The sequence below is a fragment of the Buttiauxella izardii genome (assembly GCF_003601925.1).
Lineage (GTDB): Bacteria > Pseudomonadota > Gammaproteobacteria > Enterobacterales > Enterobacteriaceae > Buttiauxella > Buttiauxella izardii.
In genome coordinates, this window is sequence record NZ_QZWH01000004.1 from 1 (window position 1) to 15,655 (window position 15,655).

Consider the following 15,655-nt stretch of genomic DNA (forward strand, 5'->3'; position numbering starts at 1 on the left):
CTCCCGGCGATCGCACCCTCCAGCCGTTCCCGACGGCTGGACCCGGCCACCTGGAGTCAAAATGGAGGCGATTGAAGCCGGAACCAGAGGTCAACGTCAAAACCTAAAGACAACACCGAGCCGGTTTTGACCTTGTTCCCGGTATAAATTGCCCCAGTGTTCCCCATAAGTCAGGGTTGAGCTGCCGGGAGCAGCGAAAGAGAGCGATCCGCCGGGAGCGAGTCGCGAACGACCCTGATGTTGGGGATAAGCTGGGGTTTACCGCGCAGCGGCAATTTAATCACCGGGCGACGGGGTCGCCAGGGGGATGTCGTTATCCCACTGGCACGTTCACCGTTTTCTGGAATTAAAGAGATAACTGAACGCACGGGTGAACGGAAAATCAGCAAGGCTTGCAAATCTCACCCTGACAAGATTGCCAGGGTGGACTTGTAACTCCCCAGGGAGAACGAGAAAACGTAGGGTGATGGCCAATTTCAGACATAAAAAAAGCGGCGACCTAAGGTCACCGCTTTTTATTTGAACAGTCGATTATTCGCGGAACATTTACTCGCGGAACAATGCTTCGATATTCAGACCTTGAGTCTGCAAAATTTCACGCAGACGACGCAGACCTTCAACCTGAATCTGACGAACACGTTCACGAGTCAGGCCAATTTCACGACCCACATCTTCCAGTGTTGCAGCTTCATAGCCTAACAGTCCAAAACGACGAGCCAGCACTTCACGCTGTTTGGCGTTCAGTTCAAACAACCACTTAACGATACTTTGCTTCATATCGTCGTCTTGCGTGGTGTCTTCCGGGCCGTTGTCTTTTTCGTCAGCCAGAATATCCAGCAGCGCTTTTTCAGAATCGCCACCCAGCGGGGTGTCGACTGAAGTAATGCGCTCGTTGAGACGCAGCATACGGCTAACATCATCAACCGGTTTATCCAGTTGCTCGGCGATTTCTTCTGCACTCGGCTCATGGTCGAGCTTGTGAGAAAGTTCGCGAGCGGTACGCAGATAAACGTTCAGCTCTTTGACGATATGAATCGGCAAACGAATCGTACGGGTTTGGTTCATGATTGCCCGTTCGATGGTCTGACGAATCCACCATGTTGCATACGTCGAGAAACGGAACCCACGTTCTGGGTCAAACTTCTCAACAGCACGAATCAGCCCCAGATTCCCCTCTTCAATCAGGTCCAGCAGAGCCAGACCACGATTGCTGTAACGACGGGCAATCTTTACCACCAGACGCAAGTTACTTTCAATCATGCGACGGCGGGAAGCGATATCACCACGCAGAGCGCGGCGGGCAAAATACACCTCTTCTTCGGCTGTCAATAACGGGGAATAACCAATCTCCCCAAGATAAAGCTGAGTCGCGTCAAGCACACGCTGAGTGGCCCCTTGTGACAACAACTCCTCTTCGGCTATGTCGTTATCACTGGGTTCCTCTTCTACGAGGACTTTTTCGTCAAAGACCTCAACTCCATTCTCATCATATTCCGCGTCTTCATTTAACTCGTTAACTTTCAGCGTATTCTGACTCATAAGGTGGCTCCTACCCGTGATCCCTGGGCAAAATACTCACACGAATGTCAGCATTTTGCCGGCTTATCGCTGCGGTAAATAACGCAGCGGGTTGACGGATTTCCCCTTGTAACGAATTTCAAAATGTAAACGTGTTGAACTGGTTCCGGTGCTACCCATGGTAGCTATCTTCTGCCCCGCCGTGATTTCTTGTTGTTCCCGGACCAGCATTGTATCGTTATGGGCGTAGGCACTCAGGTAATCATCATTGTGTTTAATGATGATCAAATTACCGTAACCACGCAGCGCGTTACCGGCATAAACCACTCGCCCGGAGGCGGTAGCAACAACAGCCTGGCCTTTGCTGCCTGCGATATCGATCCCTTTATTGCCACCTTCGGTAGCAGCGAAGTTCTCAATAACCTTGCCTTCAGTCGGCCAGCGCCAGGTCGAAATTGGCGCGCTATCGGACGTGCTGCTGGCAGTTGGTACAGTAGTTGTAGAGCTAACCACAGGTGCCGTAACCGGTGCTGTGACGACTGTCGCAGTACCTTTATTATTCGGCAACATTTTGTTAGCACTCTGTTCACCTGAATCCTCAGAATACGTAATTACAGGTTTAGAAGCAACCACCGTGGTGGTATTTTGCGCAGCGATAGGCGCAACGCCTTGCGCATTGGCATCTGCCGTGGTTACGGCATTGCCACCGGTAATTGGCGTACCCGATGCGTTACCGATCTGCAGCGTTTGCCCTACATTCAAGCCATACGGTGCCGGTACATTGTTGCGCTGGGCTAAGTCACGGAAATCGTTTCCGGTAATCCATGCGATGTAGAACAGCGTATCGCCGCGTTTAACGGTATAAGTGCTGCCGCCGGTGTAACTGCCTTTCGGAATATCGCCATATTTGCGGTTATAAACGATGTGGCCGTTTTGAGTTTGTACCGGCGTGGAAGCGACCGGCACCGGCTGCGTTTGCATTGGCTGAATCGTCGGTTGCTGCTGTACGGGTTGAATTTGTGGAGTCTGACTTTGGGTGGACATTTTCGGTGGCTGGGTTATCAGCATGCCACCAGAAGAACTGCTGCTGGCATCGCTGTTGCCGCCCACAGAACTGATAGGCGCCTGGCTGTTATTGCTGGTACATCCAGCTAACCACAAGCTCACCAGCGATAACGCTGCAATACGGCGTAAAGTAAAAGTTGGGCTTCCCGCGCTCATTAATCCCCCAAAAACTATCATATGCTTATGTGTGAAAATACGGCAGAACTGGCGCTTGCGGCCAGTTATCAAAAATCTCGCTGCGCGTAACGTTACGCCAAAATCCTTAGAAAAAAAGCAGGATATTTCCGGGTTATGCCAATTCGCCTTTCACTAAAGGAACAAAACGAACGGCTTCTACCGTATCAATAATGAATTCTCCACTCAGTCTGCGGACACGTTTCAAAAACTGCCTGTCTTCGCCAACCGGGAGAACTAAAACACCACCTTCATCCAGCTGAGACAACAGTTCAGTTGGAATCTCTGGCGGAGCCGCCGTAACAATAATAGCGTCAAATGGGCTGCGCGCATGCCAGCCCTGCCAGCCATCACCGTGACGGGTGGAGATATTGTGCAGATCGAGCTGCTTTAAACGTCGCCTTGCGTGCCATTGCAGGCCTTTGATGCGTTCAACTGAACAAACATGATGCACCAGATGCGCCAAAATGGCCGTTTGATAACCAGAACCGGTGCCGATTTCCAGCACGCGCGACTCGGGCGTCAATTCCAGCAGCTCGGTCATTCTGGCAACCATATAAGGTTGTGAGATGGTTTGGCCGGAGCCAATGGGCAATGCGGTGTTTTCCCAGGCTTTGTGCTCAAACGCTTCGTCGACAAATTTTTCTCGGGGCACCTGCGCAATCGCATCCAGAACTTTTTCGTCCGTAATGCCTTGATGGCGAAGCTGATCGAGAAGGGCTTGTACGCGTTTGCTTACCATTGCTCATCCACTCCTGATTTATTCAACCAGTGGCTGACAACCTCACGAGCGCTGTGGGCGGTGAGATCAACATGCAATGGCGTCACCGACACGTAGCCTTCATCAACGGCGGCGAAATCGGTATCCGGGCCTGCATCGAATTTGTCCCCCGGAGGCCCAATCCAATACAGCGTATTTCCACGGGGATCTTCTTGCGGAATGACTTTATCTGACGGATGGCGGCTGCCACAGCGCGTCACGCGAATACCCTTGATTTGATCAAGCGGCAAGTCCGGCACATTAATATTCAAGATACGACTGGTGCGCAGCGGCTCACGCATTAGCGCGCGCAAAATAGTGCACGTCACCGCGGCTGCCGTTTCATAGTGCTCATGACCGTTGAGTGACACAGCCAATGCTGGAATACCTAAGTGCCGCCCTTCCATTGCCGCCGCAACGGTGCCGGAGTAAATAACGTCATCACCGAGGTTTGGCCCGGCGTTGATACCGGAAACCACCACTTCGGGAGCGGGACGCATCAACGCATTCACGCCAAGATAGACACAGTCCGTCGGCGTGCCCATTTGCACGGAAATATCACCGTTAGGCAAAGTGAAAGTTCGTAATGAAGATTCGAGCGTCAGTGAGTTTGAAGCCCCACTGCGATTACGGTCAGGGGCGACAACCTGCACTTCGGCAAATTCCCTTAGTCGGGCCGCCAGAACTTGAATGCCCGGCGCATTGACCCCGTCATCGTTACTCAAAAGTATTCTCATATTGAATTTACAAAGCTTCTTATTGTTGTATCCCAGTGAGCTGATTTTAGTGCAGCCGTCATGAAATTGTTGCTGTTTTTGTAACATTCACAACAAAGATCTGTCCAGGATTACTATTCGGCAATATCGGCGTAGCCGCCTGGAGCGTTCATCAGTTCACGCACCACACTGGTGGCAAAGCTTCCGGCTGGCAGCCAGAATTTCAGCTCAACGGTCGCGTCATCCCACCAGTCCCAGCTTAACTCTTTCGGCATCACCAACATGGCACGGCGAGCGGCTTCTACGCGCTCACGTACCAGCAAACCCTGCAAATCCGTTTCCTGCGCGACACACTCTTGCTCAAATGCGAGTGCAGCATTTAGCGTGCCCCACGCGCCATCGCCCGGCAATGGTGCGGTAATCAGCAATTCACCCGCATCGACACGCTGTTGCAACTCTGGCATTTCTTCCGGCGTTGCTACAAACCAGCTTCCGCGCCCGGCGAGCTGCAAAGCGTCACCGTCGATGACCTGGTTAAAGTCCGGCTTTTTCAGCCTTTCGCTGACAATCTGGTTAAACATCGCGCTGCGAGCCGCTGACAAATAAAAGCTGCGTTTGTTGCGGTCACGAATGGGCGCATTACTCTGCGCCCAGCGTACGGCCTGATGCAAGTTATTGCCTGCGATGCCAAAACGCTGGCTGCCGAAGTAATTCGGCACACCGTTATGCAGAATCGTATTCAGACGCTGCTCAAGCTCAGCGCGGTCGCTCACGTTACGCAACACCAGCGTAAAGCTATTGCCTTTCAGTGCACCGAGGCGCAGTTTGCGACGGTGACGGGCATATTCCAGCACCTGGCAGCCTTCAAGCTGGAAGGCTTTCATAACTGGCATTTCTTTGCCCGGCAGACGCACGCAGAACCATTGTTCGGTGACCGCATGTTTGTCTTTCTGCCCTGCAAAACTGACTTCACGCGCAGGAACTTTCAAAAACTTCGCCAGCGCATCCGCCACAAAACGCGTGTTACAGCCGTTTTTCAGGATGCGCAACAGCAAGTGTTCGCCATCGCCATCCGGGCCAAATCCTAAGTCTTCGATAACCACAAAGTCTTCTGGATTGGCTTTGATTAAACCGGTGCCCTGCGGCTTACCGTGCAGCCAGGTCAGATTCTGCATATCCATTATTTGCGAGCCTTATGCAGTAGCGCGACCGCTTCGCACGCAATGCCTTCGCCACGGCCAGTAAAACCGAGCTTTTCGGTAGTTGTCGCTTTGACGTTCACATCATCCATATGGCAGCCGAGATCTTCAGCAATAAACACGCGCATCTGCGGGATGTGCGGAGCCATTTTCGGTGCTTGCGCAATAATCGTCACATCGACGTTACCCAGCGTGAAACCTTTCGCCTGAATACGACGCCACGCTTCGCGCAGTAATTCACGGCTATCCGCGCCTTTAAACGCCGGGTCGGTGTCCGGGAATAATTTACCGATATCGCCTAACGCCGCCGCGCCGAGCAGAGCATCCGTTAATGCGTGCAGCGCCACATCGCCATCTGAGTGAGCGAGCAGCCCTTTTTCGAACGGGACACGCACGCCGCCAATGATAATCGGGCCTTCGCCGCCAAAAGCGTGTACATCAAAACCATGTCCAATACGCATTATTCAGTCTCCGTTTGGGTTAACCGCGTGAGGTAAAACTCCGCCAACGCCAGGTCTTCAGGACGAGTCACTTTGATATTATCGGCGCGGGCGCTAATTAATTCGGGATGGAAGCCACAATACTCAAGAGCCGAAGCTTCATCAGTAATTGAGGCGTGTTCATCGAGCGCACGCTGCAAGCAGCTGCGCAGGAGTTCCAGAGGGAAAAGTTGCGGCGTTAAAGCGTGCCAGAGGTCTTCACGATCGACAGTATGGGCGATGAGATTTTTGCCCGGTTCGCCGCGTTTCATGGTGTCGCGCACCGGAGCGGCCAGAATACCGCCGATTTTGCTGGTTTCAGTAATCGCCAATAAACGCGCTAAATCATCCTGATGCAAACACGGGCGCGCGGCATCGTGCACCAAAACCCATTGCGCACCTTGCACCACATTTAAGCCAGCAAGCACCGAATCAGCACGCTGCGCGCCGCCTTCAATCACCGTCACATTGGGGTTTGAAGCAAGGGGCAAAGAGGCAAACCAGGTGTCGGTTGGGCTAATGGCGATCACGACATGAGCCACGCGTGGATGGGCCATCAGGCTCGCCACCGCGTGTTCAAGAATAGTTTTATTGCCGATTTTAAGATATTGCTTAGGACATTCCGTTTGCATGCGGCTGCCGATACCTGCTGCCGGCACCACGGCAATTACGTCCGGGGAGGAGTCTGCCATGTAGTTTCACTTACGCTTGATTATCGATTGTTCTGCCCGGCATTGTTGCCTAAGCGCTTAGAGCTATCGGGTACCAGGCGGTAGAAGGTTTCACCCGGTTTAGTCATGCTGAGTTCATTACGTGCGCGTTCTTCAATGGCTTCCTGTCCGCCATTAAGATCGTCGATTTCCGCAAAAAGCTGATCGTTACGCGCTTTGAGTTTAGCGTTCGTCGCCTGTTGAGCGGCAACGTCGTCATTCACTCGCGTGTAATCGTGTACGCCGTTTTTTCCAAACCACAGCGAATACTGCAACCAGACCAACAAGGCCAGCAATAGCAGCGTTAGTTTACCCATCCTGCCCCCTGAAAAACGGCACAATCATCGCACAAAATTTTATCGAGTCTCGCTCCGGGTACAAAGCGACCCTGCGTATTTGCGGCAGAATTTATCACAGATAGCGGCAACATGCGCGTTTGCAGGTGAGTTAGCGAACTTACGGTCATAAATAGTCTGTTACGGTTTGTTGAATATTTAGCGGTTAGCCCATAAGCCACAAGAATAAGATGCCGAACATCAGTGCCACGGCTAACACAGTCGCCGCGCAGCTATACACCACGCGTCCACGCAACAAGGAGTGCAAAGCAATCCCTACGACCACCGCAACAGGTAACAGCGCAAGGAAGAATGGCCAGGTATAGAGGAAGAAAAACAGGGTGTTAGGGCCATAGACCAGAAATGGAATGCCCAGCGCCAAGAGCCACGACAAAAACCCGATAAACGCCCCAGCCAATGACCAGGTCGTTTCTTCGATGTCAGAGCCAGCTTCAGCCGATGTAATAGCGATGTTGGAACTATTGCGCATAACAAATCCATAACCCTGCAAGCCAGGCGCGAAACGGCCCTGGCAATGTCTTAGGTTTTGATAATAACGTCACGCCGCAACAGGTCTAATAATTGCGCAACCAAATTTGTTACTAATTGTTCGCCGCCTAAGTGTATTTCCGGGTTCACTGGCGCTTCGTAAACCGAATCAATTCCGGTGAAATTGCGCAGCTCACCGGCACGGGCTTTTTTGTACAAACCTTTCGGGTCGCGGGCTTCGCAAATAGAAAGCGGAGTATCAACAAACACTTCGATAAACCGCCCTTCTCCAACGAGGTCGCGCACCATCTGGCGTTCTGCACGATGAGGCGAAATAAACGCGGTCAACACCACCAGTCCCGCGTCGGCCATTAACTTAGCCATTTCACCCACACGGCGGATGTTTTCCTTACGATCGGCATCGCTAAAACCCAGGTCGCTGCACAAACCGTGGCGCACGTTATCGCCATCGAGCAAATACGTGCTGACGCCCAGTTTGTGTAACGCCTCTTCCAGCGCGCCTGCGACGGTGGATTTACCCGAGCCGGAAAGCCCGGTAAACCACAGCACCGCGCCGCGATGCTGATGAAGTTCTTCGCGTTGCTCAACCGTGACCGGATGCGCATGCCAGACGACGTTTTCGTCGTGCTCAGCCATTATTTGCCTCCCAGCAAATCGCGCGCGCCCCAGTGAGGGAAGTGGCGACGCACCAGCGCATTCAGTTCCAGCTCAAATGCGCTGAAGGCTGAAGGTTCCTGATACACCTCTTCTTGCGGCTCACGCACCATACCGGCACCGACCGTGACGTTGGTCAGTCGGTCGATGAAAATCAGCCCGCCAGTTACCGGATTTTCCTGGTATTTATCCAGCACCAACGGTTCGTCAAAGGTTAAATCCACCAGGCCGATACCGTTGAGCGGCAGGCTTTCGACCGCGCGCTGGGTCAGGCTGTTAATCTCAACCTGATAGTGAATGTTATCCACGCGCGCGCGGGTTTTCTTGCCTGCGACTTTGATGTCGTAGCTTTGGCCCGGCACCAGCGGCTGCTCCGCCATCCACACCACGTCGACTTTCGCGGTTTGCACCGCAGGCTGTGAATCAGCAGCATCCACCAGCAAATCGCCACGGCTGATGTCGATTTCATCTTTCAGCACCAGCGTAATCGCTTCGCCCGCAGCGGCTTGTTGCAAATCGCCATCGAAAGTGACGATTCGCGCAATGGTTGATTCAACGCCCGACGGCAGTACTTTCACGCGCTGCCCGACGTTCACCACGCCAGATGCGAGCGTTCCCGCATAACCACGGAAATCCAGATTCGGGCGGTTCACATACTGAACCGGGAAACGCATCGGCTGTTGTTCAACGATACGTTTCACTTCTACGGTTTCCAGAAGCTCCAATAAAGTTGGGCCGGTGTACCACGGCATACTCGCGCTTTGGGTCGCGACGTTGTCGCCTTCAAGGGCGGAAAGCGGCACAAAACGAATATCCAGATCCGACGGCAGTTGCTCAGCGAAAGTCAGGTAATCCTGTTTGATCTGCTCGAATCTTTCTTCGCTGTAATCCACCAGATCCATTTTGTTCACCGCGACCACCAGATGTTTGATCCCCAACAGCGTGGAGATAAAACTGTGGCGGCGGGTTTGATCCAGCACGCTTTTACGGGCGTCGATCAATAAGATCGCCAGATCGCACGTCGAAGCGCCGGTCGCCATATTACGGGTGTACTGCTCGTGCCCCGGCGTGTCGGCGATAATAAACTTACGCTTTTCCGTCGAGAAATAACGGTAAGCCACGTCGATGGTAATGCCCTGCTCGCGCTCGGCTTGCAGGCCGTCCACCAGCAAAGCGAGATCCAGTTTTTCGCCCTGCGTACCGTGGCGTTTGCTGTCGGTATGCAGTGAAGAAAGTTGATCTTCATAAATCTGGCGCGTGTCATGCAGCAGGCGGCCAATCAGCGTACTTTTGCCGTCATCGACGCTGCCGCAGGTCAGGAAACGCAGCAGGCTTTTGTGTTGTTGCGCGTGCAGATAGGCTTCAACGCCGCCTTCATCAGCAATTTGTTGTGCAATCGTAGTGTTCATCTGGCGGCTCCTTAGAAATAACCCTGGCGTTTTTTAAGCTCCATGGAGCCTGCCTGGTCGCGGTCAATTGCCCGCCCTTGACGTTCACTGGTGGTTGAAACCAGCATCTCTTCGATGATTTCCGGCAGCGTCTGCGCTTCGGACTCAACGGCCCCCGTCAGCGGCCAGCAGCCCAGGGTACGGAAGCGCACCATTTTCTGCTCGATCACTTCACCAGGTTGTAAATCGATGCGGTCGTCATCAACCATCAACAACATGCCATCACGTTCCAGCACCGGACGCGGTGCGGCCAGATACAACGGCACGATCTCGATATTTTCCAGGAAGATGTACTGCCAGATATCCAGCTCCGTCCAGTTAGAAAGTGGGAACACGCGAATGCTCTCGCCTTTGTTAATCTGGCCGTTGTAGTTGTGCCACAGTTCCGGGCGCTGGTTTTTTGGGTCCCAGCGGTGGAAACGGTCACGGAAAGAATAGATACGTTCTTTCGCACGAGATTTTTCTTCATCACGACGCGCACCACCAAAGGCGGCATCAAAACCGTACTTGCTCAGCGCCTGCTTCAGCCCTTCAGTTTTCATGATGTCGGTATGTTTGGCGCTGCCGTGCACGAACGGGTTAATCCCCATCGCCACGCCTTCCGGGTTTTTATGCACCAGTAACTCGAAACCGTAGTTCTTCGCGGTACGGTCACGGAAATCGTACATCTCGCGGAATTTCCAGCCGGTATCAACATGCAGCAGCGGGAAAGGAAGCGTGCCTGGGTAGAAGGCTTTACGGGCCAAATGCAACATCACCGAGGAGTCTTTGCCGATGGAATACATCATCACCGGATTGGAAAATTCGGCGGCAACCTCACGGATGATATGGATGCTTTCTGCCTCCAGTTGCCGTAAGTGAGTAAGTCGTTTCTGGTCCATAACCTTCCCTAACCGAGGTTTAGTACGGCGGGGACGCCGCCCCACCGTTTAAAAATTCATTGGACGACTATACGGCTGAGGTTTCTTCGTTATGAAATTACGATTTGGCATGAGTAGTTCCAGAAAGGAATAACGCGCTGGCAATGCAAATCACAAAATGTGCTTTAGCCACGAGAGAATGCGGGTTTCAGAGCAATTGAAATTGTGTAACGCCCATCACAGTTTCATACTATGCGGGCAAAATTTTTCCTCTTTGAAAGGGACCCACTATGTTTTCCGCATTGCGCCACTCGCTGACCAGCCTGGCGCTAGGCATTTGCTGTACTTTGCCAGCCTTTGCAAGTAGCTCGCCTATCGGCGAAATTGCCAGTCAACAAACGCGCCACATTGCGACGGTATACCAGGGGCGAATGGCCGGTAGCCCTTCGGAAATGCTGGCTGCGGATTACATCAAACAGCAATTTGACCAGCTAGGCTACCAAAGCAATATTCGCCGTTTTAATACCCGCTACCTTTACACCACCAAAGACGGTCATCAGAACTGGCATAACGTTAGCGCAAGCTCAGTGATTGCTGCCCGTGAAGGAGTTGAGCCACAACAAATTATTATCATGGCGCACCTCGATACCTACACGCCGCTCAATGATAACGACGTCAATAACAACCTCGGTGGTTTAACGCTGCAAGGTGTGGACGACAACGCTTCTGGCCTTGGCGTGATGCTTGAAATCGCAACCCGCATGAAAGACATTCCCACGCTGTACGGCATTCGTTTTATCGCCACCAGCGGTGAAGAACTGGGCGCGTTGGGCGCGGAAGATATCCTCAAACGCATGAGCGCCAACGAGAAGAAAAACACGCTGCTGGTGATTAATCTCGACAACTTAATTGTCGGCGACAAACTCTACTTTAACAGCGGTAAATCCACGCCGACCGCCGTCAGCAAATTAAGCCGCGACCGCGCGTTAAAGCTGGCACATCAGCTGGGCGTTCCGGCCACGACCAATCCGGGCCTTAATGCCAAATTCCCAAAAGGCACCGGTTGTTGTAGCGATGAAGAAGTGTTTGATGAAGCGGGCATTCCGGTGCTTTCCGTCGAAGCCACTAACTGGTCGCTGGGCGAAAAAGACGGTTTTCAGCAACGCGCAAAAAGCAAAGCCTTCCCGGATGGGACCAGCTGGCATAACGCCCTGATTGATAATCAACAATATCTCGATAAATGGCTGCCGCATCGTATCGAAAAACGCAGTCATGACGTGGTACGCGTGATGCTGCCGCTGGTGAAGGAACTGGCTAAGGTCAGGCATTAAGCCTTCCCTGATTGAAAGGCCGGTGCTTAACGCACCGGCCTTTTAGTATGACTAATAAAGACGCAATTTTGTGACTCACCCGACTCATTTAGCCTTTCATTCTGGACATAACCGCGACTCCGAAACTTAAATAGTCATACTAATAAGTATCAGAGAGAAGATTATGCCTGCCTGCTCCCCGCTGTTTATTGATAACGACGATGCCGCCGCACTGCGCATCCATTTAAAGCGTCATTCTCTGCTGGGCGACACCTTGCGCCATCAACAGCAACAAGTTGAGCAATGGTTGAATGCGCCGCTGTCAGTGCCTGGACATGGTGAAGGCGGCGGGCCGGAACACGCTCAGCACAAACTGAATTACCAGATGATGAATCTGGCTGGGCGTTTGTGGCTCATCACTCATGATGCGCGTTACAAAGAGCGGGTGATTCAGATTCTCAGCGCTTATGCCGACCTTTATCCGCAATTAGGCGACGCCATCAGCCATGACTCCAACCCGCCAGGGCGTTTATTCCATCAGACGCTCAATGAACATATGTTTTTGCTGTATGCCGCTGAAGCCTGGCACTGCGTAAAAGCGGAATCGACGCCGCAGCAAATCCAGAATATTGAAAACAATTTGCTGCGTTTAATGGTGCAAGACGCCACGCATACTCACGCCGCGACCTTCGATATCGTGCACAATCACGGCATGTGGTCGGTTGCTGCCGTGGCGATTTGTGGCTACGTGCTGGGCGATGACGAAATGGTACTGGACTCGCTTTATGGCCTGGCGCGAGACAGCGTCAGCGGCGGCTTCTTCGCACAACTCGATCAGCTTTTTTCATGCGATGGCTATTACATTGAAGGGCTTTATTATCAGCGTTTTGCCCTGCGCCCTCTTCTCTTATTAGCCGAAGCCATTTCACGACGCCAGCCTGAGCTTGATATCTGGGAATATGGCCAGCGTATTATTCAACGCGCTTGCTACACGCTGTTCGCGCTGGCCTTCCCTGACGGCACGATGCCCGCGTTGAATGACGCCTCAAAAACAATGGATTTACGCGATGAAGGTGCGGTTATCGCCGTCAGCCTTTGCTGGCAGCATTACGGCGCGGACTCCCGCCTGGCTGAATTAGCTCGCTGGCAATCAATCGTATGGCCTGGGCGCGGGGCGTTATCACTTTGCGATCATCTTGAAACCTCACCACCGCAATCTTCCTCCTGGCCGAGCCAGTTAGTGCGTGACGGGCAAGAGGGTGAGCGCGGTGCCATCGGCGTGTTGCGTGTGCGGGATAACCAACAAGACGACAATATGGCGCTGATGTATTGGGGCGGGCACGGCAATATCGCCGGAATGCATTCGGCATTAAATCATGGGCATTTCGACAGCTTACACCTGAGCCTTTTTAACCGTGGCCGCGAATTTTTACGCGATTACGGTTTCGGGCGTTGGGTCAATATCGAACCGAAATTTGGCGGGCGCTACATCCCGGAAAACAATAGCTACTGCAAGCAAACCGTCGCCCACAATACCGTGGTGGTGGATGAAGGCTGCCAGCATTATTTCGATAAAGACCAGGCCGCACTGCATCATGGCGAAACGCACTTCTTTATTACAGACAACCCACACGGCCAGGGCATGAGCGCCCGGTGTGATAACTACTGGCCTGGCGTCCGTCAGCAACGCACGGTGTTATTACTTAATGTGCCGCAGTGCAAAAAACCACTGGTGCTCGATTTGTTCAGTCTGAGCAGTAGCGATCAACATCAGTATGATTATTGCCTGCACGGGCGCGGGCAACTGATCAACGCGTCAATGCCGCTGAATAGCAACAAATCATGGCAGCCATTAGGCGAGAAAAACGGTTATCAGCATTTATGGGATTGTGCGCGTGGCGAGATAATTACCGGTGAAAATGGGCAACTCACCTGGCTTGATGGCGATACTTTTTATACCGCAACGGGAGCATTACCCAACGGTGGCGAGCTGATTGTGGCTCAAACTGGAGCCAGCGATCCGAACTTTAATTTACGCGTGGAACCGGCGTGGTTATGGCGCACCCATGGCGACAACGTATTGTTTGCTACCGCGATTGAAAGCCACGGCTACTTTGATGAAGCCAGCGAAACTTCGCGCAATGCGCGTGGGCAAGTCAAACGAGTGGAAGTGCTTGAGCATGATTTGAATTCGCAAACGAAAGTCGCGATCTATTTTGTGGAAGGTGAAGCGCTGGAAATACGCGTCGATAACCGCCCAGGGTTTGGGCAGTTTTCGGTGCAACCTTTATAGGCGGTGCTTGCTGGCAGTCATCAACGCCAGCGATGCTTCATAGGCGGCGTCACCATCGCCAATCATAATTGCGCGATAAATGCGGTGATGGTCTTCCAGACACATGCCGCCTTCTTTTGAGGAATGGCTGATAAACCATTTAAAGACGGTAGTCAGCACATTGCCAAACGGGGCGTAGAAGCAGTTGCCCGAGGCCAGGAAAATAGCGCGGTGGAAGCGAGTATCCACATCAACCCAACGGTCGGGGTCGAAGTCTTTCGCCACAATACACATTTCTTCATGCACGCGGGACAGCTCAATACGCTGTTCGCTGGTCGCATTCAGCGCTGCAAGGCGTGTCGCATGCGGCTCAATAACGCGGCGGAACTCGAGAAACTGGTGATACATTTCCAGCGTCCCTTCCATACCGTTCATCCACTCAAGCAACTGAACATCAAGAATGTTCCAGTTATTACGCGGACGAACGCGGGTTCCCACTTTCGGACGCGATTCCAGCATCCCTTTTGATGACACAAGTTTTAACGCCTCACGCAATGCTGTGCGGCTCACGCCGAGTTGTTCGCAAAGCTCCACTTCGCTGGGCAAAATATCACCCGGCAAAAGTTGCCCGGAAAGGATCTTGCGGGCGATATCGCTGGCAATAAGTCCGTCCAGACCGCGTTGCGTCGAAGCAATGGTTGTGAATTGCATGCTTTTGTCATACCTGAAATGGGAAGGAAAATAGTGTATCACTAAATTGTGGAGGCTCTAAATGCCTCCACATATCGCCGTTATGGTGCCATTTGGCCGCCATTCACATCTAAAATCTGGCCGGTAATGTAGCCACTCATTTTATGAGACGCAAAGAACAGGAAGCTCGGCGCAACCTCTTCACTGCGGCCAAAACGCCCCATCGCAATGGAACCAGCAATTTTGTCGCGCAACTCCTGCGGCTTATCTTCATGGAAAGCAGTGTCGATAGTGCCCGGTGAAACGATATTGAAACGGATATTGTCTTTGGTGAACTCTTTCACCCAGTTGCGATGGATGTCGTGCAACCAGGCTTTTGATGCAGCGTAAATCCCCGCGCCAATACCACCGCCTTCGCGCCCTGCAATGGAACCGGTGCTAATGACCGAGGCAGTTTCACCGCTGATTTTTGCGGATTCACGCAGGTGAGGAATGGCATATTTGGTCATCATTAATGCCGAGCGTGCGTTCAAGTTCATAACGCGGTCATAGAAGTCGTCGTCGATGCTTTCAAGGCCAGCACGCCCGCCTAAACCCCCGGCGTTATTGATAAGCACATCAAGCCCACCAAATTGTTCGACAAAAGCGCTAACCAGTTGCTGACAGGCGTCTGACTGAGATAAATCAGCCGGGAAATAGCAAACTTCGCCACCCAATGCGCGAAGCCCGGCAAGCTGCGGTTCCATCTCCTGCGCTGAACGACGGCCATTAATACCCACTTTTGCGCCACAGCGTAAAAATGCCTCTGCCGCAGCCAAACCCACACCTGCCGAAGCACCAGTGATTAACACGCGTTTATTCCGTAAATCAGAAAACATCGGATCACCTCTATTTGTCATTTAGTATTACAAATACTACCAACCCCATTCTCTTATGCAAACGAAAAGCGCCCGAT

General features: G+C 52.6%; 17 protein-coding genes. 3 read left to right on the plus strand and 14 right to left on the minus strand.

The window, feature by feature from the left end; all coding sequences use genetic code 11:
* The first annotated feature begins 237 nt into the window (after positions 1-237).
* Complete coding sequence (locus D6029_RS22385) at positions 238-435, plus strand: hypothetical protein (protein ID WP_147365212.1); 198 nt, start codon at positions 238-240, stop codon at positions 433-435.
* Positions 436-546: 111 nt separating this feature from the next.
* On the opposite strand, the gene rpoS is transcribed toward D6029_RS22385, so the two are convergent.
* The 12 genes from rpoS to cysD all read right to left on the minus strand — a co-directional run bounded on the left by rpoS (position 547) and on the right by cysD (position 10,449).
* Positions 547-1,539: an RNA polymerase sigma factor RpoS gene (rpoS, locus tag D6029_RS01960; RefSeq protein ID WP_115627494.1), complete on the minus strand. Its 993-nt coding sequence runs from the start codon at positions 1,537-1,539 to the stop codon at positions 547-549.
* 63 nt (positions 1,540-1,602) lie between these two features.
* A complete protein-coding gene (nlpD, locus tag D6029_RS01965) occupies positions 1,603-2,739 on the minus strand; it encodes a murein hydrolase activator NlpD (protein WP_120063153.1) in 1,137 nt (378 codons plus the stop codon).
* A 133-nt stretch (positions 2,740-2,872) separates the two neighbouring features.
* The gene (locus tag D6029_RS01970) at positions 2,873-3,499 is read right to left on the minus strand and encodes a protein-L-isoaspartate(D-aspartate) O-methyltransferase (protein WP_120063154.1); all 627 of its coding nucleotides are present in this window, start codon (positions 3,497-3,499) and stop codon (positions 2,873-2,875) included.
* The gene (surE, locus tag D6029_RS01975; protein ID WP_120063275.1) at positions 3,493-4,254 is read right to left on the minus strand and encodes a 5'/3'-nucleotidase SurE; all 762 of its coding nucleotides are present in this window, start codon (positions 4,252-4,254) and stop codon (positions 3,493-3,495) included. Before surE ends, D6029_RS01970 begins: the two co-directional genes overlap by 7 nt.
* A 113-nt stretch (positions 4,255-4,367) precedes the next feature.
* The gene (truD, locus tag D6029_RS01980) at positions 4,368-5,414 is read right to left on the minus strand and encodes a tRNA pseudouridine(13) synthase TruD (protein WP_418230235.1); all 1,047 of its coding nucleotides are present in this window, start codon (positions 5,412-5,414) and stop codon (positions 4,368-4,370) included.
* Positions 5,414-5,893, minus strand: coding sequence for a 2-C-methyl-D-erythritol 2,4-cyclodiphosphate synthase (gene ispF / locus D6029_RS01985; RefSeq protein WP_034497950.1), 480 nt, complete (start codon positions 5,891-5,893; stop codon positions 5,414-5,416). The genes truD and ispF overlap by 1 nt, the downstream gene beginning before the upstream one ends.
* On the minus strand, positions 5,893-6,603 hold the full coding sequence (gene ispD, locus D6029_RS01990) for a 2-C-methyl-D-erythritol 4-phosphate cytidylyltransferase (protein ID WP_120063156.1): 711 nt from the start codon (positions 6,601-6,603) through the stop codon (positions 5,893-5,895). The genes ispF and ispD overlap by 1 nt, the downstream gene beginning before the upstream one ends.
* Before the next feature lie 20 nt (positions 6,604-6,623).
* Positions 6,624-6,938: a cell division protein FtsB gene (ftsB, locus tag D6029_RS01995; RefSeq protein WP_120063157.1), complete on the minus strand. Its 315-nt coding sequence runs from the start codon at positions 6,936-6,938 to the stop codon at positions 6,624-6,626.
* Between the two features lie 184 nt (positions 6,939-7,122).
* A complete protein-coding gene (locus D6029_RS02000; protein ID WP_120063158.1) occupies positions 7,123-7,446 on the minus strand; it encodes a DUF3561 family protein in 324 nt (107 codons plus the stop codon).
* Positions 7,447-7,496: 50 nt separating this feature from the next.
* Entirely contained in the window at positions 7,497-8,102 is a 606-nt protein-coding gene (gene cysC / locus D6029_RS02005; RefSeq protein WP_120063159.1) for an adenylyl-sulfate kinase, read from the minus strand.
* Positions 8,102-9,529 carry a sulfate adenylyltransferase subunit CysN gene (gene cysN, locus D6029_RS02010; RefSeq protein ID WP_120063160.1) on the minus strand — a complete coding sequence of 476 codons (1,428 nt, stop codon included), beginning with the start codon at positions 9,527-9,529 and terminating at the stop codon, positions 8,102-8,104. The genes cysC and cysN overlap by 1 nt, the downstream gene beginning before the upstream one ends.
* Before the next feature lie 11 nt (positions 9,530-9,540).
* The gene (gene cysD / locus D6029_RS02015; protein ID WP_064543893.1) at positions 9,541-10,449 is read right to left on the minus strand and encodes a sulfate adenylyltransferase subunit CysD; all 909 of its coding nucleotides are present in this window, start codon (positions 10,447-10,449) and stop codon (positions 9,541-9,543) included.
* Between the two features lie 269 nt (positions 10,450-10,718).
* Between cysD and D6029_RS02020 the strand changes: the two genes are divergently transcribed.
* Both D6029_RS02020 and D6029_RS02025 read left to right on the plus strand, forming a co-directional pair.
* Positions 10,719-11,759: an aminopeptidase gene (locus D6029_RS02020; protein ID WP_120063161.1), complete on the plus strand. Its 1,041-nt coding sequence runs from the start codon at positions 10,719-10,721 to the stop codon at positions 11,757-11,759.
* Between the two features lie 163 nt (positions 11,760-11,922).
* Entirely contained in the window at positions 11,923-14,031 is a 2,109-nt protein-coding gene (locus D6029_RS02025; protein WP_120063162.1) for a heparinase II/III domain-containing protein, read from the plus strand.
* On the opposite strand, the gene D6029_RS02030 is transcribed toward D6029_RS02025, so the two are convergent.
* Entirely contained in the window at positions 14,026-14,721 is a 696-nt protein-coding gene (locus tag D6029_RS02030) for a FadR/GntR family transcriptional regulator (protein WP_120063163.1), read from the minus strand. The two genes, D6029_RS02025 and D6029_RS02030, sit on opposite strands and share 6 nt — an antisense overlap.
* Before the next feature lie 80 nt (positions 14,722-14,801).
* Positions 14,802-15,578 carry an SDR family NAD(P)-dependent oxidoreductase gene (locus tag D6029_RS02035; RefSeq protein WP_120063164.1) on the minus strand — a complete coding sequence of 259 codons (777 nt, stop codon included), beginning with the start codon at positions 15,576-15,578 and terminating at the stop codon, positions 14,802-14,804.
* Between the last annotated feature and the right edge of the window lie 77 nt (positions 15,579-15,655).